Consider the following 21,389-nt stretch of genomic DNA (forward strand, 5'->3'; position numbering starts at 1 on the left):
CCAGTTCTATCGTGCGAGCGTTCGGGAAGGGGGCTGCGGATGCGCTGGGACAATCTCCGGCTGGTCCAGGACGAGGGCGATGACGGCGGCGACGGCGGGCGCGGGCTGCCGCTGATCGAGCGGGGCGCGGTGGCGCGCACGTTCGACACGCCGGAGTTCCGGGGCATGACGTTCTACGAGGTGCACGCGAAGTCGGTGATCAACAAGGTGCCGGACGCGTCCCGGATGCCGTTCGGGTGGACGATCAACCCCTACCGGGGCTGCTCGCACGCGTGCTCGTACTGCCTGGACGGCGGCACGCCCGTCCCGGTGGCCGGCGGCGGGACGCGGCCGATGCGCGACCTGCGTCCCGGCGACCGCGTCTACGGCACGCGCGGGACCGGCTCGGGCCGCCGGTACGTGGTCACCGAGGTCCTGGCCCACTGGAGCACGGCCAAGCCCGCCTACCGGGTCACGCTGGCGGGCGGCACGCGGCTGGTGTGCAGCGGCGACCACCGGTTCCTCAGCGGGCGCGGCTGGCGGTACGTGGCCGGGCACGACGCGTGCGGGCGGCCGCGCCCGGCGCTGGCGGCCGGGGACGCGCTGGTGCGGGCGGGCGGGCCGGCGGGGGATCCGGTGCCGGGGGCGGCGGTGGACGCGGCGCCGCCGGTCCAGGTGGTCTCGGTGGAGCCGCTGGGCGCCGAGCGGGTCCTGTACGACATCACGACCGGCACCGGCGATTTCGCGGCGGGCGGGGTGGTCTCGCACAACTGCTTCGCGCGCCGCTCGCACGAGTACCTGGACCTGGACTCCGGCGCCGACTTCGACTCGCGGATCGTGGTGAAGGTGAACGCGGCCGAGCGGCTGCGGCGGGAGCTGGCGGCGCCGCGCTGGCGGGGCGGGCACATCGCGATCGGCAGCAACGCCGACTGCTACCAGCGGGCCGAGGGCCGGTACCGGCTGATGCCGGGGATCCTGGCGGCGCTGCGGGACGCGGCCAACCCGTTCTCGATCCTGACCAAGGGGGCGCTGATCCTGCGGGACCTGCCGCTGCTGGCCGAGGCGGCCGAGCGGACCGAGGTCGGCACGGCGGTGTCGGTGGGGTTCACCGACCGGGAGCTGGCGCGGCTGGTGGAGCCGGGGACACCGGCGCCGGCGCGCCGCCTGCAGGTGTGCGCGGCGCTGAACGACGCGGGGATCGGGTGCGCGGTGCTGATGGGCCCGGTGCTGCCCTACCTGTCGGACTCCCCCGCGCAGCTGGAGGCGGCGGTGCGGGCGATCGCGCAGGCGGGCGCGACGTCGGTGTCGCCCATCGTGCTGCACCTGCGGCCGGGCGCGCGCGAGTGGTTCCTGTCGTGGCTGCGCGAGCACCGCCCGGACCTGGTGGTGCCGTACGCGCGGCTGTACTCGCGGGGCGCCTACACGCCCCGCGAGTACCAGGACCGCATCTCCCACCAGGTGCGGGAGCTGGCCCGCGAGCACGGCATCGGGCGGCGGGCCGGGCCGCGGCGGCCGCGCCGGATCCCGCCCGGACGGCCTCCCCTGCCGCCGGGCCCCGAGCAGCTGGCGCTCCCGACATGAGGACGGGCCCGAAGCCCGGCGTGAGGACCGGTATGAGGACCGTGCCGGGGTTCTCGCGCTGAGGCGCCGCTCGCCGCCGGGCGAGAATACGAGTGGATGCTCGCATCTGTCATACTCGGGGAATCCGAAGGGGGTGCGGGCGCGTGGCCGACCAGGCCTCAGACCAGGAGGAACGACCGGAGACCGGGCCGGTGGCCGGGGAGCGGGACGCGCCGGATCCGCCCCGGGAGCGGCCGCGGGAGGCCGGGGCGGCGCCGGAGGCGGAGCGGGCGCGGCCGCGCAAGCGGCAGGCGCGCGGTGAGCGGCGGATGCAGGAGATCCTGGACGCGGCGGCCGGGGTGTTCGCCGAGTGCGGGTACGAGGCGTCCACCACCAACCGGATCGCGGCGGCGGCGGGCATCTCGCCCGGGTCGCTGTACCAGTTCTTCCCCAACAAGGAGGCGATCGCGCAGGCGCTGGCCGACCGGTTCGTGGGGCAGATGGTGCGGGCGCACCGCCAGGCGTTCGAGTCGCCCGACGCCGGCCGGGTGCCGGCGGCGCGGATGGTGGACCGGATGGCCGATCCGATCATCGAGTTCAACCTCGCCCATCCGGGGTTCAAGGCGCTGTTCGCCCGCGCGGACATGCCGGCGGGGCTGGCGGCGGCGGTGGCGCCGATCCAGGCGGCGCTGCTGGGCCGGGTGGAGGCGCTGCTGCGGGTGCGGGCGCCGGGGCTCTCGCCCGCCGAGCGCACCCGTTCGGCGCGGGTGCTGATCCAGATCTTCCAGGCGATGGTGCCGATGGTCACCGCGGCGGCCGAGGACGAGCGCGCCGCGGTGACCGCGGAGGTGAAGAAGGTGCTGCTGGGCTACCTGGAGCCCCTGGAGCGCCGCCGCCCCTGACGCCCGCCCGGCGCGGGCCGGTCGGGGCCGGGCCGGTCAGCGCGCGCCGGCCGGGACGGGGCGGGCGGCGGGGGCGGTGCGGTCGTGGACGTCCAGGCCGGTGCGGCCGGGTTCCAGGTGGGGCCGCAGGATCAGGTCGTCGCCGTAGTCGCCGCCGGTCTCGGGGCGGTAGGCGATGGGTTCGGCGGTGTCCAGGGTGCGCAGCCGCTCGCGCAGCCGTGCGGCTGCGGCCTCGCCCCCGCTGGCGGTGAGGCGGTCGGCGCCGGGCACCAGCAGGGGCGGCAGGACCTGCATGCCGGTGTAGAACAGGGTGCCGTGCAGCAGCGGGAACAGCAGCTGCTGGATGTCGCCGTGCAGGCCGCGTTCGGCCAGGCCGCTGCCGCGGGCGCCGGCGGTCACCACGGCCAGGGCGCGCTTGCCGGCCAGGTCGCCCTCCCCGTACCGCAGGGTGCGCCCGCCGGGGCCGGTGACGCCGAACGCGAATCCCTGGACGAACACGCGGTCGAACCAGCCTTTGAGGATGGCGGGCATGCCGTGCCACCACAGCGGGAACTGCAGCACCACCGCGTCCGCCCAGGCGATCTTGTCCTGCTCGGCGCGGATGTCGGCGCTGAGGCCGCCGGTGGCGTGGGCGTGCTCGGAGCGCGCGCCGACCAGCAGCCGCTCGCGCGGGTCGTGGCCGAAGTCCCCGGGCCCCACGACCGGGTTCCAGCCCATGGCGTACAGGTCGGACTCGCGGATCCGGTGGCCGGCGGCGGCCAGCTCGCTCAGGCCGTGCGAGCGCAGCGCCCCGTTCAGCGAGCGCGGTTCGGGATGGGCGAACACCCACAGCACGTTCATCAGTACGCCTCCTCGTTCGGTCGTTCGGTGTGGCGTCTTCGATCCTGCTCGCCGGCCGCCGCGCCCACGAGTGGCCCGATGGCCATGATGTGAAAGGATCCGGCCATGACGGGGATCGAGCGGGTGGCGGTACTGGTCCGCGACGGGGTGCTGCCGATGGAGCTGGGCATCGTGCACCAGATGTTCGGGTCGGCGGTGTCGGCGGACGGGGCGCGACTGTACGAGGTGGTGACGTGCGCGCCGGAGCCGGGCCCGGTACGGACCGACGCCGATTTCACCGTGCTGGTCGAGCACGGGCCGCGGGCGCTGGCGGCGGCCGGGACGGTGATCGTCCCGGCCTCGCACGAGCAGGACGGCGTCGACGCGGCGCTGCCGGCGCCGGTGGCGGCCGCGCTGGCGGAGATCGCTCCGGGGACGCGGATCGCCTCGATCTGCACGGGCGCGTTCGTGCTGGCGGCGGCCGGGCTGCTGCGGGGCAGGCGGGCCACGACGCACTGGCGCTCGTGCGAGCGGTTCGCCGAGCTGTTCCCCGAGGTCGAGCTGGATCCGGGCGTGCTGTACACCGATGGCGGTGACGTGCTGACCTCGGCCGGCGAGGCGGCGGGGATCGACCTGTGCCTGCACATGATCCGCCGCGATCACGGCGCGGCGGTGGCGGCCGAGGTCGCGCGCCGTACGGTGGTGCCGCCGCACCGCGAGGGCGGCCAGGCGCAGTACATCCCGCGCCCGGTGGCCGAGCCGGGCACGGCGTCGACGGGCGCGGCGCGGGCGTGGGCGCTGCGGCATCTGGACCGGCCGCTGACGCTGGCCGAGCTGGCGGCCCGCTCGTCGATGAGCGTGCGGACGTTCACCCGCCGGTTCCGCGAGGAGGCGGGGATGCCGGCGGGGCAGTGGCTGGTGCGGCGGCGGGTGGAGCGGGCGCGGCAGCTGCTGGAGGAGACCGACCTGCCGGTGGACCGGGTCGCGGCCGAGGCCGGTTTCGGTACGGGCGCGTCGCTGCGGCAGCACCTGCACGCGGCGCTGGGGGTGTCCCCTAGCGCCTACCGCGCCACCTTCCGCGGCGCCGCCGGCGGCGCCTGACCGGCCCCGGCACCGCCGCCGGCCCGGCAAGGCCGCCCTGGTCGTGGCGGCGGTGCGGCGGCACAGCCGCCCGGCCGCGCAGCCGGCGCCCGCCACCGGGTCACTGCGCGGTGACCTGCTGGCGGTCCTGGAGGTGATGCGCGCGGGACTGACCGGCCAGGACGCCGCGCTGCTGTTCTCCCGCCTGTTCGTCACCGGGGAACCGCTGGACGATGCGTTCCTGCGCCACCTGGCCGACGACGTCCTGGGCGTGCTGCTGATCGGCCTGTTCCACGCCGGCCCCGGCGCCTTCGGACGCCGCGACCCCGCCTCCTGACGGCCCCGTCAGCGCAGCGTGGACAGGCCGCCGTCGACGTGGACGGTCTGGCCCGTGACGTAGCCGGCGCGCGCCGACAGCAGGAACACCGCGACGTCGGCGACCTCCCACGGAGTGCCCTGGCGGCGCATCGGGATGCGCCGCACGGCCTTGTCGCGGCCGGCGTTGCCCGAGGACGCCGCGCGTCCCATGACGGTGTCGATCAGCCCGGGCGCCACGACGTTGGCGCGGATCCCCCTGGGCGCGCCCTCGGCGGCGGCGTGCCGGACCAGCCCCGCCAGGCCCGCCTTGGAGGCGTCGTAGGACGGGGACCCGCTGCCGGGCTTGGACCCGGCCAGCGACCCGATGAACACCAGCGCACCGCCCTCCCCCATCAGCGGCAGCGCCGCCCGGGCCACCAGGAACGGCGCGCGCAGGTTGACCGCCAGCACCCGGTCCCAGTCGCCGCGGCCGGTGCCGGCCAGCCCGTACCCGCTGCCGATCCCGGCGTTGAACACCACCCCGTCCAGCCCGCCCAGGCGCTCGGCCGCCTCGGCGACCATCGCCTCGCACGCCTCGGGATCGGCCACGTCGGCGGTCACGACGCAGGCGGCGGGCGCGCCCGGTTCGGCGGCGATCAGCTCGGCGGTCCCGGCGGCGGCGGCCTCGTCGACATCGGCGCACGCCACGCGCGCGCCCTCGCGGGCGGCGGTGATCGCGATCGCCCGGCCGTTGCCGGGCGGGGCGCCCGGATCCTCGCTCGGGCGGGTACCGGCTCCGACGACCAGGACCCGCCCCGCGGTCAGCAGTGGTTGCATGCGCGGCACGCTAACCCAGCCGCGCCGCCCCGCCCAGACCCAATGATCAATGCCCGTGATCAATGCCCGTGATCAGTGGGGCCGGGCCTCAGTAGGGTCGGGGCATGGCGCTTTCGCGATCGCACGAGCCCCACCGGGAGCCGGTCGTCCTGCAGCGCGCGCACGGACCGGGCGGCGAACTGGTCCTGCGCGCCGCGCCCGGCGGCCACCACGAGATCATCAGCAACGGGATGTTCCTGATGGACACCCGCAACGGCGAGTCCGAGCGGCTGCTGGTCCGCGCGGCCGCCCAGGCGGCGCCCGCGCCGGGCCGGATGCTGATCGGCGGGCTGGGCGTCGGGTTCTCCCTGGCCGAGGCGCTGCGGCTGCCCGCGGTCAGCCGGGTCACGGTCGTGGAGCGCGAGCCCGCCGTGATCGCCTGGCACCGCCCCGGCGGCCCCCTCGCCGCCCGCTCCGCCGGCGCCCTGGACGACCCGCGCGTCCGCGTCCACCGGGCCGACCTGGTCGACTGGCTCGCCGCCGCCGCGCCCGGCGGCCACGACGCGGCCTGCCTGGACATCGACAACGGCCCCGACTGGACCGTCACCCCCGGCAACGCCCGCCTGTACGGGCCGGCCGGGCTGGAGTTGCTGCGGCGCGCGCTCAGCCCGCTCGGCGTGCTGGCGGTCTGGAGCGCGGGCGCCAGCCCCGCCTTCGAGGCCCTGCTGCGGGAACGGTTCGCCCGCGTCGCAGTCCACCCGGTGCCGGTACCGCGCGGCGAGCCCGACATCGTCTACCTCGCCTCCCCCGCGCCCTCGGAACGGCCCGGCTGAACGGCCCGGACAAATGCGGGGCCGCCGTTCTTGGAGCCCCGCTCATGTCCCCCCGACTTCCCGTTCGCTAGGTTTCGGCCTGACACCACCCGTTTGGAGGGACTCAGTGGCTACCGTCCACGCAGCCCAGCGGCGCACCGCCGTGCTGGGCGACCTGCTGCCCGGATCCCTTGCCCGCGACATCGCGCTCGTCGCCGGCTCGGCCCTGTTCGTCGGCCTGGCCGCCCAGATCGCCGTACCGCTGCCCGGCACCCCCGTCCCGGTCACCGGCCAGACCTTCGCCGTGCTGCTGGCCGGCGCCGCCCTCGGCTGGGGCCGCGCCGCGATCGGCATGGCCTTCTACCTGGCCGCCGGCATGGCCGGGATGCCGTGGTTCGTCGACGGCCAGTCCGGCACCGGCGTCCCCACGCTCGGCTACGTCATCGGCTTCGTCGTCGCGGCCGCCGTCGTCGGCCGGCTCGCCCAGCGCGGCGGCGACCGCACGCCGCTGCGCACCATCGGCACCATGCTGATCGGAACCGCCATCATGTACGCCGCCGGCGTCCCATACCTGATGGCCTCCCTCGGCGTGGACGTCGGCAAGGCCCTGGAACTGGGCCTCACCCCGTTCCTGGCCGGCGACGCGCTGAAGGTGCTGCTGGCCGCCGGGCTGCTGCCCGCCGCCTGGAAGCTGGTCGGCCGCCGCGACGGCTGAGCCACGGCGCTGCTCACCGGTGCCCCCGCGGGCAGGCCCGCGGGGGCACCGCCGGTTCCGGCCACGGCCCTACCGCCGGAACGGGGTGTACGGGCCGTCCCGCCGGGCATGGCGGGGCAGAACGGACACAGGCGGGCAGGGCGGACGTGACACCGGATGTGGCGCACACCTCACACCGCCCGCCGGTCCCGCGGGTTTGAACAGGTTCAATTCTCCCGTAGAGTGGCACCCGTGAACCTGGCCGTGAGCGCACCCGACCGCCTGGTCGTCCGCACCGTCCACATCCCCGACCCCGGCGACCTGCTCGCCCGCCTCCCGCACCCCACCGCCCTGGCCTGGATCCGGCACGGCGAGGGCATCGTCGGCTGGGGCGAGGCCGCCCGCCTGGACCTGCCCGGCGGCGAGGACCGCTTCGCCGCCGCCGGCCACTGGCTGCGCGAACTGTTCGGCTCGGCCTCCATCGACGACCCCGTCCAGGTCCCCGGCTCCGGCCCCGTCGCCTTCGGCGGCTTCGGCTTCGACCCCAAATCCCCCGACTCGGTCCTCATCGTCCCCCGTTGGACCCTGGGCCGCCGCGACGGCCGCGCCTGGCTCACCACCATCGGCACCCAGCCCTCACCGCCCGCCCTGGTCCACCCCCCCGTACCGCCCACCCGGCTCACCTGGAGCGACGGCGCCCTCACCGCCCCCGCCTGGGAGAAGACCGTCGCCACCGCCGTCGACCGGATCCGCCACGGCCACCTCGGCAAGGTCGTCCTGGCCCGCGACCTGAACGCGCACGCCACCGAGCCCATCGACGCCCGCGTCCTGCTGCGCCGCCTGGCCGACCGCTTCCCCGGCTGCTACACCTTCTCCTGCGCCGGCCTCGTCGGCGCCACTCCCGAACTCCTCATCCGCCGCACCGGCGGCACCCTGGACTCCCTCGTCCTGGCCGGCACCGCCGCCCGCGGCACCGGCCCCGCCGACGACGCCGCCCGCGCCACCCGCCTCCTGGCCTCCGCCAAGGACCGCCAGGAGCACGCCTACGCCACCGAGATGGTCCGCGACGCCCTCACCCCCCTGTGCGCCGAACTGACCGTCCCCGCAGAACCCGAACTCCTCACCCTCCCCAACGTCATGCACCTGGCCTCCGCCGTCCACGGCCGCCTCGACAGCGAACGCTCCGTCCTGGACGTCCTGGCCGCCCTGCACCCCACCCCCGCCGTCTGCGGCACCCCCACCGACACCGCCCTCCAGCTCATCCGCGAACTCGAAGGCATGGACCGCGGCCGCTACGCCGGCCCCGTCGGCTGGGTCGACTCCCGCGGCGACGGCGAATGGGGCATCGCCCTGCGCTGCGCCCAACTCGAAGGCACCCGCGCCCGCCTGTTCGCCGGCTGCGGCATCGTCGCCGACTCCGACCCCGCCGCCGAACTCGCCGAGGCCCAGAGCAAGTTCCGCGCCATGCAGTACGCCCTCGAAGGCTGAACCGCACCACCCCACACTCGGGCAAACTGATCCAATGCGCGCGTCCCGGCTGCTGTCCCTCCTCCTGCTCCTGCAGACCCGAGGACACATGACCGCACGCCAGCTCGCCACCGAACTCGACGTCTCCGTCCGCACCGTCTACCGCGACGTCGAATCACTCAGCGGCGCCGGCGTCCCCATCTACGCCGACCGCGGCCCCGACGGCGGCTACCGCCTCCTGGACGGCTTCCGCACCCGCCTCAACGGCCTCACCACCGGCGAGGCCGAGACCCTCTTCCTCACCGGCATGCCCGGCCCCGCCACCCAACTCGGCCTCGGCGACCTGCTGGCCGCCGCCGAACTCAAACTCATGGCCGCCCTCCCCCCGCACCTGCGCACCCGCGCCGGCCACATCCGCGAACGCTTCCACCTCGACGCCCCCGGCTGGTTCCGCCACCCCGACCCCGTCCCCCACCTCACCGCCACCGCCGACGCCGTCTGGAACCAGCGGCGCATCGAGATCCTCTACCAACGCTGGAAACGACCCCAGCAGGTCACCCGCACCCTCGACCCCCTCGGCGTCGTCCTCAAAGCCGGCATCTGGTACCTCATCGCCCGCTCCGAGACCCGCGACCCCGGCACCGCCGACACCGACACCGACACCGACAGCGCCGGCAACGCCACCCGCGACGGCGACGACGGCGACTCCGTCCGCACCTACCGAATCTCCCGCGTCCTCACCCTGCGCCCCCTCCCCCACCACTTCACCCGCCCCACCGGCTTCGACCTCGCCACCTACTGGAACGACTGGGCCCAGCGCTTCGAAGCCGACAGCTACCCCGGCACGGCCACCATCCGCCTGTCCCCCGAAGGACGGCGCCGCGCCCCCCACCTGCTCCCCCCGGCCATCGCCCGCGCCGCCCACGACAACGCCGGCCCACCCCAACCCGACGGCTGGACCACCACCACCGTCCCCATCGAATCCGTACGCCACGCCCACGCCGAATTCCTCCGACTCGGCACCGACCTCGAAGTCCTCCAACCCCCCGAACTCCGCGACACCATCGCCGCCACCGCCCACGCCCTCGCCCGCCGCTACCCCCACGACCCCACCACCCCGAATCCGGAACGCTCCACCTGATCTGCGATGATTTCGGATTTGCCGCCAGAACCACCGCGGACCACCCACCGCGCCACACCCCGCACCCCACGCACAGAACCGAAAGAGAGAAAGATCGTGGACGTCGAACGGACCGCGCTGCCCGGAATCGGCCTACAGCACGTCCTCACCACCGCACGCGGCCGCCAGATCGGCGTCGTCTCCCACCGCACCGGCCGCAAGGACCTCGTCATCTACGACAGAGACGACCCCGACACCTGCGTCGTCACCGTCAAACTCAGCACCGAAGAGGCCAACGCCATCGCCGACCTGCTCGGCACCGGACGCGTCGTCGAACGCCTCAACGACCTGCACCGCCAAGTCGAAGGCCTGGTCACCGAACAGATCCTCATCGCCCCCGGCTCCCCCTACGCCGGCCGCCCCCTCGCCGACACCCGCGCCCGCACCCGCACCGGCGCCTCCATCGTCGCCGTCGTCCGCGCCGGCGCCGTCCTGGCCAGCCCCCGCCCCGACTTCACCTTCGCCGCCGACGACATCGTCGTCGCCGTCGGCACCGACGAGGGCACCACCGCCGTCGCCACCCTCCTCGCCGACGGATAAGGGAGCCGATGCACACTGCCGTACAACTGATCGAACTCGGCGCGATCATCCTCGCCCTCGGCCTGCTCGGCGCCGTCTCGACCCGCTTCTCCATCTCCCCCATCCCCCTCTACCTGCTGGCCGGCCTCGCCTTCGGCTCCGGCGGTTTCCTCCCCCTCGGCGCCAGCGAGGACTTCGTCGCCATCGGCGCCGAAGTCGGCGTCATCCTCCTGCTGTTCACCCTCGGCCTCGAATACACCGCCGGCGAACTCATCGGCAGCCTGCGCACCTCCGCCCCCGTCGGCCTGTTCGACCTCGCCCTCAACGCCGCACCCGGCGTCATCGCCGCACTCCTGCTCGGCTGGGGCCCCGTCGCCGCCGTCGCCATGGGCGGCATCACCTACGTCACCTCCTCCGGCATCACCGCCAAAGTCATCGGCGACCTCGGCTGGCTCGGCAACCGCGAAACCCCCGCCGTCCTGTCCATCCTGGTCTTCGAAGACCTCGCCATGGCCGCCTACCTGCCGATCCTCACCGCCCTGCTCGCCGGGGCCGGCCTCATCGGCGGCGCCACCACCCTCGGCATCGCCCTGCTCACCATCGCGATCATCTTCTACATCGCGCTACGGCACGGAAACCTCGTCGAACGCTTCGTCGCCAGCCCCAGCGACGAGGTCCTGCTCCTCAAGGTCCTCGGCCTGACCCTCCTGGTCGCCGGCATCGCCCAACAACTCCAGGTCTCGGCCGCCGTCGGCGCCTTCCTCGTCGGAATCGCCCTGTCCGGCCCCCTCGCCCACACCGCGCAGAAGGTCCTCACCCCGCTGCGCGACCTGTTCGCCGCCGTCTTCTTCGTCTTCTTCGGCCTGCACACCGACCCCCGCGCCCTGCCGCCCGTCCTCGGCATCGCCGCCCTGCTCGCCGTCATCGGCATCGCCACCAAGATGGGCAGCGGCTGGCTGGCCGCCCGCCGCGCCGGAGTCGCCCTCACCGGCCAGATCCGCGCCGGCACCGCCCTGACCCCGCGCGGCGAATTCAACATCGTCATCGCCGGACTCGCGGTCACGGCCGGAACCAACGCCCAGCTCGGCCCCCTGGCCGCCGCGTACGTCCTCATCCTGGCCGTCGCCGGACCCCTGCTGGCACGCAGCGCCGAACCCCTCGCCAACGCCATCCGCGGCAAGCGAGGCGCCCACGGCGCCCGCCACCAGATCGACGAAGACCCCGACGAACTCCCCGTCACCCTCACCAAAGGACCCGAAGAAGCCGCCGAACGCGCCACCTGATCGCCACGCGGTGGGCCGCGCCCGGCCCGCGGCTCACCGCTCCGCCGGCTGGCACCCCGGACACCAGAACAGATTCCGCCCCGCCACCACCTCGGCACGCACCACCGAACCGCACACCAGGCACGGCAGGCCCGCACGCCGGTACACGTACACCTCACCGCCATGATCGTCCACCCGCGGCGCGCGCCCCATCGCCTCCGGCATGTGCTCGGGACGCACCGTGTCGATCCGCCCGAACCCCACGCCCGCGGCCATCAGCACCCGCAGGTCGTCCCAGATCGCCGACCACCGCCCCTGCTCCAGCGCACACCCCTGCACCGCCGGATGGACCCCCTGCCGGAACAGCACCTCGGCCCGGTAGATGTTCCCCGGCCCCGCCACCACCGACTGATCCATCAGCAGCACCGCCACACTCGTCCGCGACCGCGCGATCCGCCGCCACGCCCACTCCGGATCGGCGTCCGCCCGCAGCGGATCGGCCCCCAGCCGATCCCGCAGCACCTTCACCTCACCCGGATCCAGCACCTCGCACGTGTTCGGACCGCGCAGATCAGCGAACGCGCCCCCGCCCTCCAGCCGCAACCGCACCGCACCCACCGGCGCGGGCGCCGGCCCCGTCCCGAACGTGAACTTGCCGTAGATCCCCAGATGCACATGCAGGACCCGGTCCTCACCGAACCTCAGCAGCAGATGCTTCCCATGGGCGTCCGCCTCCCGCAGCACCTGCCCGTCCAGCAGCCGGGCACCCTCCGCGAACCGCCCCTGCGGGCTCCCCGCACCAACACGACGGCCGCCGAACATCCGGAGATGTTCAGCGGCCAGTCGGTGGATCGTATGACCTTCAGGCATGACCGATCAGCATAGGCGCGCGGTCAACGCAGCACCTCGGCGACCTCATGCAAATGCCCCAGCGACTGCCGGTACGAAGCCACCAGGCTCGCCTCCGCGTACGGAAGCCCCACGGCCTCGCAGTGCTCACGCACCATCGGCTGCAGCTTGCGCAGATTCGACCGCGGCACGCTCGGGAACAGGTGGTGCTCGATCTGGTAGTTCAGCCCGCCCAGCATCCAGTCCGTCACCACACCGCCGCGCACGTTCCGCGACGTCAGCACCTGCCGGCGCAGATGATCCCAGCGCACGTCGTCCCCGGGCATCTCCATCCCCTTGTGGTTCGGCGCGAACGCCGACCCCAGATGCACCCCGAACAGACCCTGCTGAATCAGGATCAGCACGACCGCCTTGCCAGGCGACAGCAGCGTGAAGGCCAGGCCGAAGAAGGCGATCAGGTGCACCAGCACCAGCGACCCCTCCAGCAGCCGGTCACGCATCGGCAGCCGGCGCAGGTCCAGCGCGGTCGACACCTTCAGGTTCACGCCCTCGCCCAGCAGCAGCGGGAAGAACAGCTTCGCCTGGTGACGCGCGAACCACCGCGCACCGCGCCCGTTATGGCGCGCCGCCTGCTCCTGCGTCCACGCCAGGATGCCCTCACCCACATCGGGGTCCTTGCCGACATGGTTGGGATTGGCGTGATGGCGGTTGTGCTTGTGGTTCCACCACCCGTACCCCATCCCCAGCATGAGGTTGCCCATCAGCAGCCCCAGCCACCGGTTCACCCGGTGCGAGGCCGCGATCTGCCGGTGCCCGGCGTCATGCCCCAGGAACCCCGTGCGCGCGGTCAGCAGCGCCAGCGGAACCGCCAGCAAGACCACCCACCAGGAAGCCGAGAACACCCCGATCGCCGTCCACACGGCCGCCGTGGCCGCCAGATTCGTCCCGATCGCCCACGCGTAGTACCCGCGCCGCCGGTCCAGCAGCCCGGCGGCGCGCACCTTTCGCGCCAGCGGGCCGAAATCACTACCGCCGGTGCTACTACTGCGCGGTTCGTCGAGGGTGACGGTCATGCGGGGCCTCCGTTCGCGGGGAAGGCACGGGAATGGCCGCGCCTGCCTCGAACGCTATGCGCCGCGCCCTCGTCCTTTCGCCCCGCCGAAGAGCCATCTCCGATCTGGCTCAGAGGTCTCATGCCGGGACCCTACCCCTAGTCCCGCCCCAGGTCACGGCCCTGATCCCGCACCCGCCTCGGCCACGGCCGGCAGGCCGGTCGAACCTTCCCACACTCCCGGCATATAAGGTCAGAAGTCATGAACGCGCGCTCACGGTGGATCGATCTGGACGGGGCGGTCAACGTCCGCGACCTCGGCGGACTCCCGACGGCAGACGGCCGGACCACACGGCGCGGCCGGGTGCTGCGCTCCGACAACCTGCAGGACCTCTCCGTCGCCGACGCACGGCTCCTGCTCGACGACTACGAACTCAAGAACATCATCGACCTGCGCAGCGACGCCGAGGTGCGCCTGGAAGGCCCCGGCCCGCTGACCCGCACCCCCTCGATCACCGTGCACAACCTGTCGCTGTTCTCCGAGGGCGGCCGCCACACCGACGTCGCCGCCGACACCCCCGACGACGCCGTCGACATCGACAAGGTCCTGCCCTGGCAGAACCAGCCCGACGCCGAGACCGACGGCGACCGCTCGATCGGCCACTACCTCGGCTACCTCCGCGACCGGGGCGACTCCATCGTGGCCGCGCTGCGCGTGATGACCCGTCCCGACGGGGCCTCCCTCGTGCACTGCGCCGCCGGCAAGGACCGTACCGGAGTCGTGTGCGCGCTGGCCCTGGAGGTCGCTGGCGTCACCCGTGAGGCGATCGTCGCCGACTACGCCCAGACCGGCGAGCGCATCGAGGCCGTCCTGGGCCGGCTCCGCTCCAGCGACACCTACGCCGCCGACCTGGACTCCCGCCCGGCCGACAGCCACATGCCGCACGCGGCCATCATGGAGAAGTTCATGGCCAGGATCGACGAGGAGGCCGGCGGCGTCCTCGGCTGGCTCGCCACCCACGGCTGGACCCAGGAAGACACCGACGCCCTTCGGGCGCGTCTCCTCGACTGACGTTTTGCTGTTGGCCCTGGGCTGGGAAGCACTTTCCAGCCCAGGGCCTTTACATTGTATATTGAGGGCTGAAGTATCTTCCATCCCGCCTTGGCCGGCGGCTCTTCCCGACCTCCTCGCGGCAGCCCTCCCCCGGCACTCGCCGCCGACCTTGGAGTGAGCACTCCCCTCCCCCAGAAGTACGAGGCGGGGCGGCCCACGCCCGTGGCCGATTAGCCGCGGGTGCTCGGGGTAGCGAGCAGATCGCGCCGCCACGGAGAGGAAGGCCCGATGAAACTGCGCTCCCCTGACCATGCCGCCCTGATCGATCTCGTCACGCACCGCCCGGTCACGGCCCGCGACGTCCAGCGTTCCTTCGGCGTCGAGACCGCCACCCGGCGCTGGCTGATCGCCGGGGTGCTGCCGCTCTGGCTCGGCGCCGGACTGGCCGACTGGCACCGCCACCGCCGCACCCACATCGAGGACACCGCCGGCGCGCGCGAGTCGGCGATCCACGCGCTGATGATGACCGAGGCCGGGGCGCCGGTCGTCCTCGGGCTGTTCTGCGAGGTCAATCCCGGGGTCCTGGCCGCCTGCGCCGGCGCGCTCGGCGTGCACAGCGCGACCGCCTACTGGGACGTCTCGTACGCCGAGGAACGGCGGAAGGTGACACCCGCCGAGCAGCACATCCACAGCCTCCTGGAGGTCGTGCCGCTGATGGCCACCGGCTTCCTGGCCACCATGTACTGGGACCAGGCCCGCGATCTGGTCACGGGCGGCGCCAAGGCCGACTTCGGCATCCGGCTGAAGCGGCGCGATCCCCTCTCCCGCCGGACGCGGATCGCCCTGCTGGGCGCGATGGGGCTGTTCGGCGCGCTTCCGTACGCCGAGGAGATGTGGCGCTGCCTGCGCGCCCGCCCCACCCTCAAGGCCCAGCCGCCGGCCGAGGTGCCGCCCACGTCCACACTGGCGATTCCGGCGGATCCCGCGACGGTCGGGTGAGACCAACCCGCCCACGGTCTTTACATTGTAAGTTTCTGCTCGGTCCGAGGGGCCGGGCCCGGCGCTCGTGCGGCCCTAGGCGAGGAACTCGCGGACGGCGTTGTGGGCGGCGGTCCGCATCTCGGCGTGCAGGGCGGCGTTGGCCTCGCGCTCGGTCCGGGCCTCGATGATGCGCAGCCCCTCCCCCGCGATCGCCTTCGGCAGGTCGGCCGCCGACTCCAGCAGCCGGTAAGGGACGCCGTGCGCGGCGGCGATCGCGCCCAGGTCGGCCTGGTGCGGCGTGCCGAAGACGCGCTCGAACGGCCCGCGCAGCGACGCCTGCGGCAGCAGCGAGAAGATCCCGCCGCCCTGGTTGTTGACCACCACGATCGCCAGGTCGGGCCTGCTGTCCCAGGGGCCGATGACCAGCCCGTTCTGGTCGTGCAGGAACGCCAGGTCGCCCAGCAGCGCGTACGAGCGGCCGCTGTGCGCCAGCGCGGCGCCGATCGCGGTCGACACCAGCCCGTCGATGCCGCTGGCGCCCCGGCTGGCCATGATCCGGATCCCCCGGCGCGGGCGCATCACCTGGTCCAGGTCGCGGATCGGCATGCTGGCGGCGGAGAACAGCAGCGATCCGCCGGGCAGCCCGGCGACCAGATCGCGGGCCAGCCGCGGCTCGGTGACCTCGGGGATCGCGTCCAGCACCGCGTCCACGGCCGCCGCGGCGGCCTGGTCGGCCGAGCGCCACGACTTCAGCCACGCGTCGTCGCCCGACACCACCGGGATCTCCACGTCCTGGGCGACCTGGGTGGCCGAACGGACCGGGTCGGGCCAGCGGGCCAGGCCCGGCGACAGCACGATGTGCTCCTCCGCGCGCCTGAGCAGCGACAGCAGGGGCCGCGACAGGCCGGGCTTGCCGAGGGTCACCACCACCTCGGGACGGTGCCGCTCGACGAACTCCGGGACGCCCAGCAGGAAGTGGTGCGAGGTCAGGGCGTGGTCGCCGTAGCGGGCGTTGCCGTTCGGCTCGGCCAGCACGGGCCAGCCCGCCATCGACGCGGCCGCCACGTACCGCTTGACGTTGCTGGCGCCGTCGCCGACCACCAGCACACCGCGCCGGGTCGGCGGTACGTGCAGCACCGAGCCGGGCGTGGCCGCGCGGATCCTGGTCCAGGCGCCGGTGGCGTCGCCGTCCAGCGGCTCGCACCAGCTGTCGTCGCCGTCGGGCACCAGCGGCTCGCGGAACGCCGCGTTCAGGTGCACCGGGCCCGGCTCGGGCGCCTGCGCCAGGCCCCAGGCCCGGCTGACCAGCGAGCGCCAGTACGCGACCATGCCGGGACGGTTCTCCGGTACGCCGACCTCGCAGCTCCAGCGGGCCGCCGTCCCGTACAGCTTGACCTGGTCGATGGTCTGGTTGGCGCCGGTGTCGCGCAGCTCGGGCGGCCGGTCGGCGGTGATCAGAATCAGCGGGACGCCCGACTCGTGCGCCTCGATCACGGCCGGATGGAAGTTGGCCGCGGCCGTACCCGAGGTGCACACCAGGGCGACCGGGCGGCCCGACCGCTTGGCCAGGCCCAGCGCCAGGAACGACGCCGAGCGCTCGTCGATCCGCACATGCATCCGGACGCGGCCGGACTGCTCGGCGGTGTACAGCGCCAGCGCCAGCGGCGCCGACCGGGAGCCGGGCGCCAGGACCACCTCGGTCATGCCGCAGCGCAGCAGCTCGTCGACCAGCACGGTGGCCAGCGCGGTGGCGGGGTTCATCTGCCCAGGGCTCCGATCACCGGCGGCGCGTCCATGAACTCCTGGGCGGCGGCGACCCGCCGCCGCCAGCCGCCGTCGCCGATCTCCACCCGGCGCAGCGCGTCCTCGGCCGGCACGGGACGGCGCACCTCGATCTCGCCGTCCACGGGCCGCAGCGGATCGTCGACGACGTCGTTCTCCAGCAGCGACAGCGTCGCCAGCCCGCACGCGAACGGCAGGTCGGGCAGCGCGGCGGCCAGCGCGAGCCCGGCGGCCAGGCCGATGGAGGTCTCCACGGCGCTGGACACCACGACCGGCAGCCCGCACGCCTCGGCGACCCGCAGCGCGGGTCCCACGCCGCCCAGCGGCTGCACCTTGATCACCGCCACGTCGGCGGCGCCCGCGGCGCTGACCTTCATCGGGTCCTCGGCGCGGCGGATCGACTCGTCGGCCGCGACCGGCACGTCCACCCGCAGCCGCACCCGGGCCAGCTCCTCCAGCGTCGCGCAGGGCTGCTCGACGTACTCCAGGTCGAACCGGTCGAGGGCGCGGATCATCCGGGCCGCCGTGTCGACGTCCCAGCCGCCGTTGACGTCCACCCGCACCTTGCCCTTGGGGCCGAGCGCGTCGCGGACCGCCTCCACCCGCGCCATGTCCTGGGACTCGTCCTGGCCACGCTCGGCGACCTTGACCTTGGCCGTACGGCACCCGGACGCGGCCGTCATCGCGTGCGCCCGCTCCGGGTCGACGGCGGGGACGGTCACGTTCACCGGGATCCGGTCGCGGCGCGGCCGCGGCCACTCCCCGTAGGCCGCCTCGCGCGCGGCGGCCAGCCACCGGGCGCACTCGGCGGGACCGTACTCGGCGAACGGGGAGAACTCCCCCCAGCCGGCCGGCCCTTGGATGAGGACGCCTTCCCGTTGCGTGATGCCACGGAACCGCGTCCGCATCGGGATGGAGTAGACCCGCACCCTCGACCCCCAGACGTCACGCTTCGAAAGCTTAAAGATTCAGTAGTACCACGGGAAACGCGACCAATCGGGGTCGCGCTTCTCCAGGAACGAGTCGCGCCCCTCGGCGGCCTCGTCGGTGCCGTACGCCAGCCGGGTCGCCTCCCCCGCGAACACCTGCTGCCCGACGAGGCCGTCGTCGACGAGGTTGAAGGCGAACTTCAGCATCCGCTGCGCGGTCGGGCTCTTGCCGTTGATCTTGCGGCCCCACGCCAGCGCCGTGCGCTCCAGCTCGGCGTGCGCGACGACGGCGTTGACCATGCCCATCCGGTGCGCGGCCTCGGCATCGTAGGTGTCGCCGAGGAAGAAGATCTCGCGGGCGAACTTCTGCCCCACCTGGCGGGCCAGGTACGCCGACCCGAAACCGCCGTCGAAGCTGGCCACGTCGGCGTCGGTCTGCTTGAACCGGGCGTGCTCACGGCTCGCCAGAGTGAGATCGCACACCACGTGCAGGCTGTGCCCGCCGCCGGCCGCCCAGCCGGGCACCACGCAGATCACGACCTTGCCCATGGTGCGGATCAGCCGCTGCACCTCCAGGATGTGCAGCCGCCCCGCCCGGGCCGGGTCGATGGACTCGCTCGTGTCTCCTTCCGCGTACTTGTAGCCGTCCTTGCCGCGGATGCGCTGGTCGCCGCCCGAGCAGAAGGCCCAGCCGCCGTCGCGGGGGGACGGCCCGTTGCCGGTCAGCAGCACGCAGCCGATGTCGCTGGACATCCGCGCGTGGTCCAGCGCCCGGTACAGCTCGTCGACGGTGTGCGGCCGGAACGCGTTGCGCACCTCCGGCCGGTCGAACGCGATCCGTACCGTGCCTACCCGACCAACCGACCCCGACCGACCTCCCGTCCCGCCCTCCACCGCCCGGTGGTAGGTGATGTCGGTGAAGCCGAAGCCCTCGACCTCCTTCCACGCGTCCGCGTCGAACAGCTCCGAGACCATGTCGCTTCCTTCCGTCGAATCCGCCGGGCCCATTCAACCGCCTTCCCGATTCGAACGCGTTCAGCGGGGTCGACTACGCTGGCCGGGACATGGATCGCCGCCTGCACGCCCTCGTCCTCCCGCCCGGACCGCGCCTGCTCGAGGCGCTGGCCGCCGCGCTGGACGGCACCGGCCCCGCGATCTGCCCCGTCTCCCCCGACCTGCCCGACGCCGCGCTCCACGCCCTGCTGGACGCCCTGGCGCCGCACGCCGTCGAGACCACCGGCGGTGTACGGGCCCACCGGGGCGACAGCGAGCCCGTGGCCGGTGACACGGCCGTCCTCATCGCCACCTCCGGCTCCACCGGGACCCCCAAGATCGTGGAGCTCTCGGCCGCGGCGCTGCGCCGCTCGGCGGCCGCGACCCTGGACCGCGTCGGCGCCGGGCCGGGCGAGCGCTGGCTGTGCTGCCTGCCCACCAGCCACATCGCGGGCGTCCAGGTGCTGGTACGGGCCCTGGTCGGCGGCACCGACCCGATGATCCATCCCCGGTTCGACCCCGCCGGGGTCGCCGCCGCCGGAGCCGCGCACATCTCCGTCGTCCCCACCCAGCTCGGGCGGCTCCTGGACGCCGGCGCGGACCTGGCCGGATTCCGTTCCATCCTGCTCGGCGGCGCCGCCGCTCCCCCCGACCTGCTCGAACGAACACGGCAGGGCGGAGCGCGGATCTTCACCACCTACGGGATGAGCGAGACCAGCGGCGGCTGCGCCTACGACGGCGTCCCCCTCGACGGCGTACGCGCCGAGGTCGGCGACGACGGCCGGGTCCGCCTGGCCGGGCCGGTGCTGTTCACCGGCTACCGGCGGCGCCCCGACCTCACCGCCGCGGTCCGCGAGGGCGACTGGTTCCTCACCCAGGACCTGGGAGCCATGGAGGACGGGCGGCTCCGGATCCGCGGCCGCGCCGACGACGTGATCAACACCGGCGGCGAGAAGGTCGTCGCGGGCGAGGTCGCCACCGTCCTGGCCCGCCACCCCCAGGTCGGCGACGTGGTCGTGGTGGGACGTCCCGATCCCGAATGGGGCGAGCGCGTCACCGCCGTCGTCGTCCCCGCACCGGGCACGCACGCACCCGATCTGGCCGCGCTGCGCGACTGGGTCCGCGCGAGCATGCCCGCCTGCGCCGCCCCCCGCGAGCTGGAACTGGTCGAGGCCGTACCGCTGCTGCCCTCCGGCAAGCCCGACCGCCTGCGCCTGCGCCACGCCCACCGCTGAGCCGCGCTCCCCCGCCGCCGGGCCGGCATGGCAGGCTTGCCGGTCAGGGGGCTGGAATGGGTGAACAGCAGCAGGAGAGCAGGCTGACGGTCGCACTGGCCTTGGCCGCCAACCTCGGCATCGCGATCGCCAAGATCGTCGCCGCGGTGCTCACCGGATCGGCGTCGATGGCCGCCGAGGCCGCGCACTCGGTCGCCGACACCTTCAACGAGGTGCTGCTGATGGTCGGGCTGCGCCGCAGCGGCCGCCCGGCCGACCGGCGGCACCCGCTCGGGTACGGCAAGGAACGCTACATCTGGACGCTGCTGGTCGCCGTCGCGATCTTCGGCATGGGCGCCCTGTTCGCCTTCTACCAGGGCGTCGAGACCCTCCTGGGGCACCACACCGGCGAGGCCGACCCGACGATCGGGTACCTGGTGCTGGCCGTCTCGTTCGTACTGGAGGCGATCTCCTGGCAGCAGGCGCTCCGGCAGGTGCGCGCCGACGCCCGCGCCGAGGGCCTGCCGATGATCGCCTACATCCGGCGCACCGACGAGCCGACCTCGGTCAGCGTGCTGCTGGAGGACTCGGCCGCCCTCACCGGCCTGCTGCTGGCGTTCGCCGGCCTCGGCCTGCACCAGCTCACCGGCGACGCGTTCTGGGACGGCGTCGGCTCGATCCTGATCGGCGTGCTGCTCACCGCCGTCGCGCTGGTCCTGGGCCGGATCAACCTCAGCCTGCTGACCGGCAGCCAGGCCGACCCCCGGCTGGTCCGCGACGCCCGCGCCCGCCTCGGCCGCGCCCCCGAGATCGAATGGGTCGTCGACATCATCACCGTCACCTTCGGCGCGGACCGGGTGCTGCTGTGCGCCCGGCTGGACTTCCAGGACACCCTCACCGCCGGCGACGTCGAGCGGGCCTGCGTCCGGATGGCCCACGAGCTGCGCGAGGCGCACGAGGAGATCGACGAGGTCTTCCTGGAGCCGGTCCCGCGCGACGATCCCGAGCTGCGCGCCCGCGTCATCGGCCGGTACGGGCGTCCGGCGCCTCCTCCCGAGGCTCCCGGGGCGGGGGCTTGAGCGGGCGTTACCGCACCTTGTGGGACGCTGGGTCGGGGCCGCCGGGAACAAGGAGGCGCCCTTGCGACGT

At 74.0% G+C, this 21,389-nt stretch carries 21 protein-coding genes; 14 read left to right on the plus strand and 7 right to left on the minus strand.

Features of this window, described 5'->3' with window-relative positions:
- Positions 1-39 precede the first annotated feature (39 nt).
- Together ACH34Q_RS16285 and ACH34Q_RS16290 are read left to right on the plus strand one after the other, a co-directional pair.
- Positions 40-1,560 carry an Rv2578c family radical SAM protein gene (locus tag ACH34Q_RS16285; protein WP_395983778.1) on the plus strand — a complete coding sequence of 507 codons (1,521 nt, stop codon included), beginning with the start codon at positions 40-42 and terminating at the stop codon, positions 1,558-1,560.
- Between the two features lie 143 nt (positions 1,561-1,703).
- Positions 1,704-2,441, plus strand: coding sequence for a TetR/AcrR family transcriptional regulator (locus tag ACH34Q_RS16290; RefSeq protein ID WP_395983779.1), 738 nt, complete (start codon positions 1,704-1,706; stop codon positions 2,439-2,441).
- 36 nt (positions 2,442-2,477) lie between these two features.
- On the opposite strand, the gene ACH34Q_RS16295 is transcribed toward ACH34Q_RS16290, so the two are convergent.
- Positions 2,478-3,281 (minus strand): NAD(P)H-dependent oxidoreductase, encoded by an 804-nt coding sequence (locus ACH34Q_RS16295; RefSeq protein WP_395983780.1) that lies wholly within the window; start codon positions 3,279-3,281, stop codon positions 2,478-2,480.
- Positions 3,282-3,386: 105 nt separating this feature from the next.
- Here ACH34Q_RS16295 and ACH34Q_RS16300 point away from each other — a divergent pair, with 105 nt between their 5' ends.
- Positions 3,387-4,361 (plus strand): GlxA family transcriptional regulator, encoded by a 975-nt coding sequence (locus tag ACH34Q_RS16300; protein ID WP_395983781.1) that lies wholly within the window; start codon positions 3,387-3,389, stop codon positions 4,359-4,361.
- Between the two features lie 43 nt (positions 4,362-4,404).
- The gene (locus ACH34Q_RS16305; RefSeq protein WP_395983782.1) at positions 4,405-4,677 is read left to right on the plus strand and encodes a hypothetical protein; all 273 of its coding nucleotides are present in this window, start codon (positions 4,405-4,407) and stop codon (positions 4,675-4,677) included.
- A gap of 8 nt (positions 4,678-4,685) precedes the next feature.
- Here ACH34Q_RS16305 and ACH34Q_RS16310 read toward each other — a convergent pair whose 3' ends face one another.
- Positions 4,686-5,474, minus strand: a complete 789-nt coding sequence (locus ACH34Q_RS16310; protein WP_395983783.1) for an SDR family NAD(P)-dependent oxidoreductase — start codon at positions 5,472-5,474, stop codon at positions 4,686-4,688.
- Between the two features lie 104 nt (positions 5,475-5,578).
- On the opposite strand from ACH34Q_RS16310, the gene ACH34Q_RS16315 reads away from it, so the two are divergent.
- The 6 genes from ACH34Q_RS16315 (at position 5,579) to ACH34Q_RS16340 (ending at position 11,408) form a co-directional block, all read left to right on the plus strand.
- Complete coding sequence (locus ACH34Q_RS16315) at positions 5,579-6,286, plus strand: spermidine synthase (protein ID WP_395983784.1); 708 nt, start codon at positions 5,579-5,581, stop codon at positions 6,284-6,286.
- A gap of 106 nt (positions 6,287-6,392) precedes the next feature.
- On the plus strand, positions 6,393-6,980 hold the full coding sequence (locus ACH34Q_RS16320) for a biotin transporter BioY (RefSeq protein WP_395983785.1): 588 nt from the start codon (positions 6,393-6,395) through the stop codon (positions 6,978-6,980).
- Positions 6,981-7,211: 231 nt separating this feature from the next.
- Positions 7,212-8,447, plus strand: coding sequence for an isochorismate synthase MenF (locus ACH34Q_RS16325; protein ID WP_395983786.1), 1,236 nt, complete (start codon positions 7,212-7,214; stop codon positions 8,445-8,447).
- 34 nt (positions 8,448-8,481) lie between these two features.
- Entirely contained in the window at positions 8,482-9,567 is a 1,086-nt protein-coding gene (locus ACH34Q_RS16330; protein ID WP_395983787.1) for a helix-turn-helix transcriptional regulator, read from the plus strand.
- 96 nt (positions 9,568-9,663) lie between these two features.
- On the plus strand, positions 9,664-10,146 hold the full coding sequence (locus ACH34Q_RS16335) for a cation:proton antiporter regulatory subunit (protein WP_395983788.1): 483 nt from the start codon (positions 9,664-9,666) through the stop codon (positions 10,144-10,146).
- Positions 10,147-10,154: 8 nt separating this feature from the next.
- Complete coding sequence (locus tag ACH34Q_RS16340; RefSeq protein ID WP_395983789.1) at positions 10,155-11,408, plus strand: cation:proton antiporter; 1,254 nt, start codon at positions 10,155-10,157, stop codon at positions 11,406-11,408.
- 33 nt (positions 11,409-11,441) lie between these two features.
- Here ACH34Q_RS16340 and ACH34Q_RS16345 read toward each other — a convergent pair whose 3' ends face one another.
- Both ACH34Q_RS16345 and ACH34Q_RS16350 read right to left on the minus strand, forming a co-directional pair.
- A complete protein-coding gene (locus ACH34Q_RS16345; protein ID WP_395983790.1) occupies positions 11,442-12,257 on the minus strand; it encodes an Fpg/Nei family DNA glycosylase in 816 nt (271 codons plus the stop codon).
- Positions 12,258-12,280: 23 nt separating this feature from the next.
- Positions 12,281-13,309, minus strand: coding sequence for a fatty acid desaturase family protein (locus ACH34Q_RS16350; protein WP_395983791.1), 1,029 nt, complete (start codon positions 13,307-13,309; stop codon positions 12,281-12,283).
- A 240-nt stretch (positions 13,310-13,549) separates the two neighbouring features.
- Here ACH34Q_RS16350 and ACH34Q_RS16355 point away from each other — a divergent pair, with 240 nt between their 5' ends.
- Positions 13,550-14,359: a tyrosine-protein phosphatase gene (locus tag ACH34Q_RS16355; RefSeq protein ID WP_395983792.1), complete on the plus strand. Its 810-nt coding sequence runs from the start codon at positions 13,550-13,552 to the stop codon at positions 14,357-14,359.
- Positions 14,360-14,629: 270 nt separating this feature from the next.
- Positions 14,630-15,340 carry a diguanylate cyclase gene (locus ACH34Q_RS16360; protein ID WP_395983793.1) on the plus strand — a complete coding sequence of 237 codons (711 nt, stop codon included), beginning with the start codon at positions 14,630-14,632 and terminating at the stop codon, positions 15,338-15,340.
- A gap of 75 nt (positions 15,341-15,415) precedes the next feature.
- On the opposite strand, the gene menD is transcribed toward ACH34Q_RS16360, so the two are convergent.
- From menD to ACH34Q_RS16375, 3 genes are read right to left on the minus strand one after another with little or no spacing between them, the layout of a single operon-like run.
- Positions 15,416-17,083, minus strand: a complete 1,668-nt coding sequence (gene menD, locus ACH34Q_RS16365; RefSeq protein WP_395983794.1) for a 2-succinyl-5-enolpyruvyl-6-hydroxy-3-cyclohexene-1-carboxylic-acid synthase — start codon at positions 17,081-17,083, stop codon at positions 15,416-15,418.
- A complete protein-coding gene (locus ACH34Q_RS16370) occupies positions 17,080-18,033 on the minus strand; it encodes an o-succinylbenzoate synthase (RefSeq protein WP_395983795.1) in 954 nt (317 codons plus the stop codon). The genes menD and ACH34Q_RS16370 overlap by 4 nt, the downstream gene beginning before the upstream one ends.
- 39 nt (positions 18,034-18,072) lie before the next feature.
- Positions 18,073-19,008: a 1,4-dihydroxy-2-naphthoyl-CoA synthase gene (locus tag ACH34Q_RS16375; RefSeq protein ID WP_395983796.1), complete on the minus strand. Its 936-nt coding sequence runs from the start codon at positions 19,006-19,008 to the stop codon at positions 18,073-18,075.
- A gap of 89 nt (positions 19,009-19,097) precedes the next feature.
- On the opposite strand from ACH34Q_RS16375, the gene ACH34Q_RS16380 reads away from it, so the two are divergent.
- Both ACH34Q_RS16380 and ACH34Q_RS16385 read left to right on the plus strand, forming a co-directional pair.
- A complete protein-coding gene (locus ACH34Q_RS16380) occupies positions 19,098-20,261 on the plus strand; it encodes an AMP-binding protein (RefSeq protein WP_395983797.1) in 1,164 nt (387 codons plus the stop codon).
- Positions 20,262-20,317: 56 nt separating this feature from the next.
- Positions 20,318-21,319 carry a cation diffusion facilitator family transporter gene (locus tag ACH34Q_RS16385; RefSeq protein WP_395983798.1) on the plus strand — a complete coding sequence of 334 codons (1,002 nt, stop codon included), beginning with the start codon at positions 20,318-20,320 and terminating at the stop codon, positions 21,317-21,319.
- Positions 21,320-21,389: the final 70 nt, after the last annotated feature.

It is taken from the genome of Actinomadura sp. 9N407 (assembly GCF_044326315.1).
Taxonomy (GTDB): Bacteria; Actinomycetota; Actinomycetes; order Streptosporangiales; family Streptosporangiaceae; genus Spirillospora.

Excerpts from the sequence above, each read along its gene's own strand:
- ACH34Q_RS16350 (WP_395983791.1), bottom strand. The coding sequence starts at position 13,309 with ATGACCGTCACCCTCGACGAACCGCGCAGTAGTAGCACCGGCGGTAGT.
- ACH34Q_RS16300 (WP_395983781.1), top strand. The coding sequence starts at position 3,387 with ATGACGGGGATCGAGCGGGTGGCGGTACTGGTCCGCGACGGGGTGCTG.
- ACH34Q_RS16385 (WP_395983798.1), top strand. The coding sequence starts at position 20,318 with ATGGGTGAACAGCAGCAGGAGAGCAGGCTGACGGTCGCACTGGCCTTG.
- ACH34Q_RS16375 (WP_395983796.1), bottom strand. The coding sequence starts at position 19,008 with ATGGTCTCGGAGCTGTTCGACGCGGACGCGTGGAAGGAGGTCGAGGGC.
- ACH34Q_RS16360 (WP_395983793.1), top strand. The coding sequence starts at position 14,630 with ATGAAACTGCGCTCCCCTGACCATGCCGCCCTGATCGATCTCGTCACG.
- ACH34Q_RS16310 (WP_395983783.1), bottom strand. The coding sequence starts at position 5,474 with ATGCAACCACTGCTGACCGCGGGGCGGGTCCTGGTCGTCGGAGCCGGT.
- ACH34Q_RS16345 (WP_395983790.1), bottom strand. The coding sequence starts at position 12,257 with ATGCCTGAAGGTCATACGATCCACCGACTGGCCGCTGAACATCTCCGG.
- ACH34Q_RS16380 (WP_395983797.1), top strand. The coding sequence starts at position 19,098 with ATGGATCGCCGCCTGCACGCCCTCGTCCTCCCGCCCGGACCGCGCCTG.
- ACH34Q_RS16315 (WP_395983784.1), top strand. The coding sequence starts at position 5,579 with ATGGCGCTTTCGCGATCGCACGAGCCCCACCGGGAGCCGGTCGTCCTG.
- ACH34Q_RS16285 (WP_395983778.1), top strand. The coding sequence starts at position 40 with ATGCGCTGGGACAATCTCCGGCTGGTCCAGGACGAGGGCGATGACGGC.
- ACH34Q_RS16340 (WP_395983789.1), top strand. The coding sequence starts at position 10,155 with ATGCACACTGCCGTACAACTGATCGAACTCGGCGCGATCATCCTCGCC.
- ACH34Q_RS16295 (WP_395983780.1), bottom strand. The coding sequence starts at position 3,281 with ATGAACGTGCTGTGGGTGTTCGCCCATCCCGAACCGCGCTCGCTGAAC.
- menD (WP_395983794.1), bottom strand. The coding sequence starts at position 17,083 with ATGAACCCCGCCACCGCGCTGGCCACCGTGCTGGTCGACGAGCTGCTG.
- ACH34Q_RS16355 (WP_395983792.1), top strand. The coding sequence starts at position 13,550 with ATGAACGCGCGCTCACGGTGGATCGATCTGGACGGGGCGGTCAACGTC.
- ACH34Q_RS16330 (WP_395983787.1), top strand. The coding sequence starts at position 8,482 with ATGCGCGCGTCCCGGCTGCTGTCCCTCCTCCTGCTCCTGCAGACCCGA.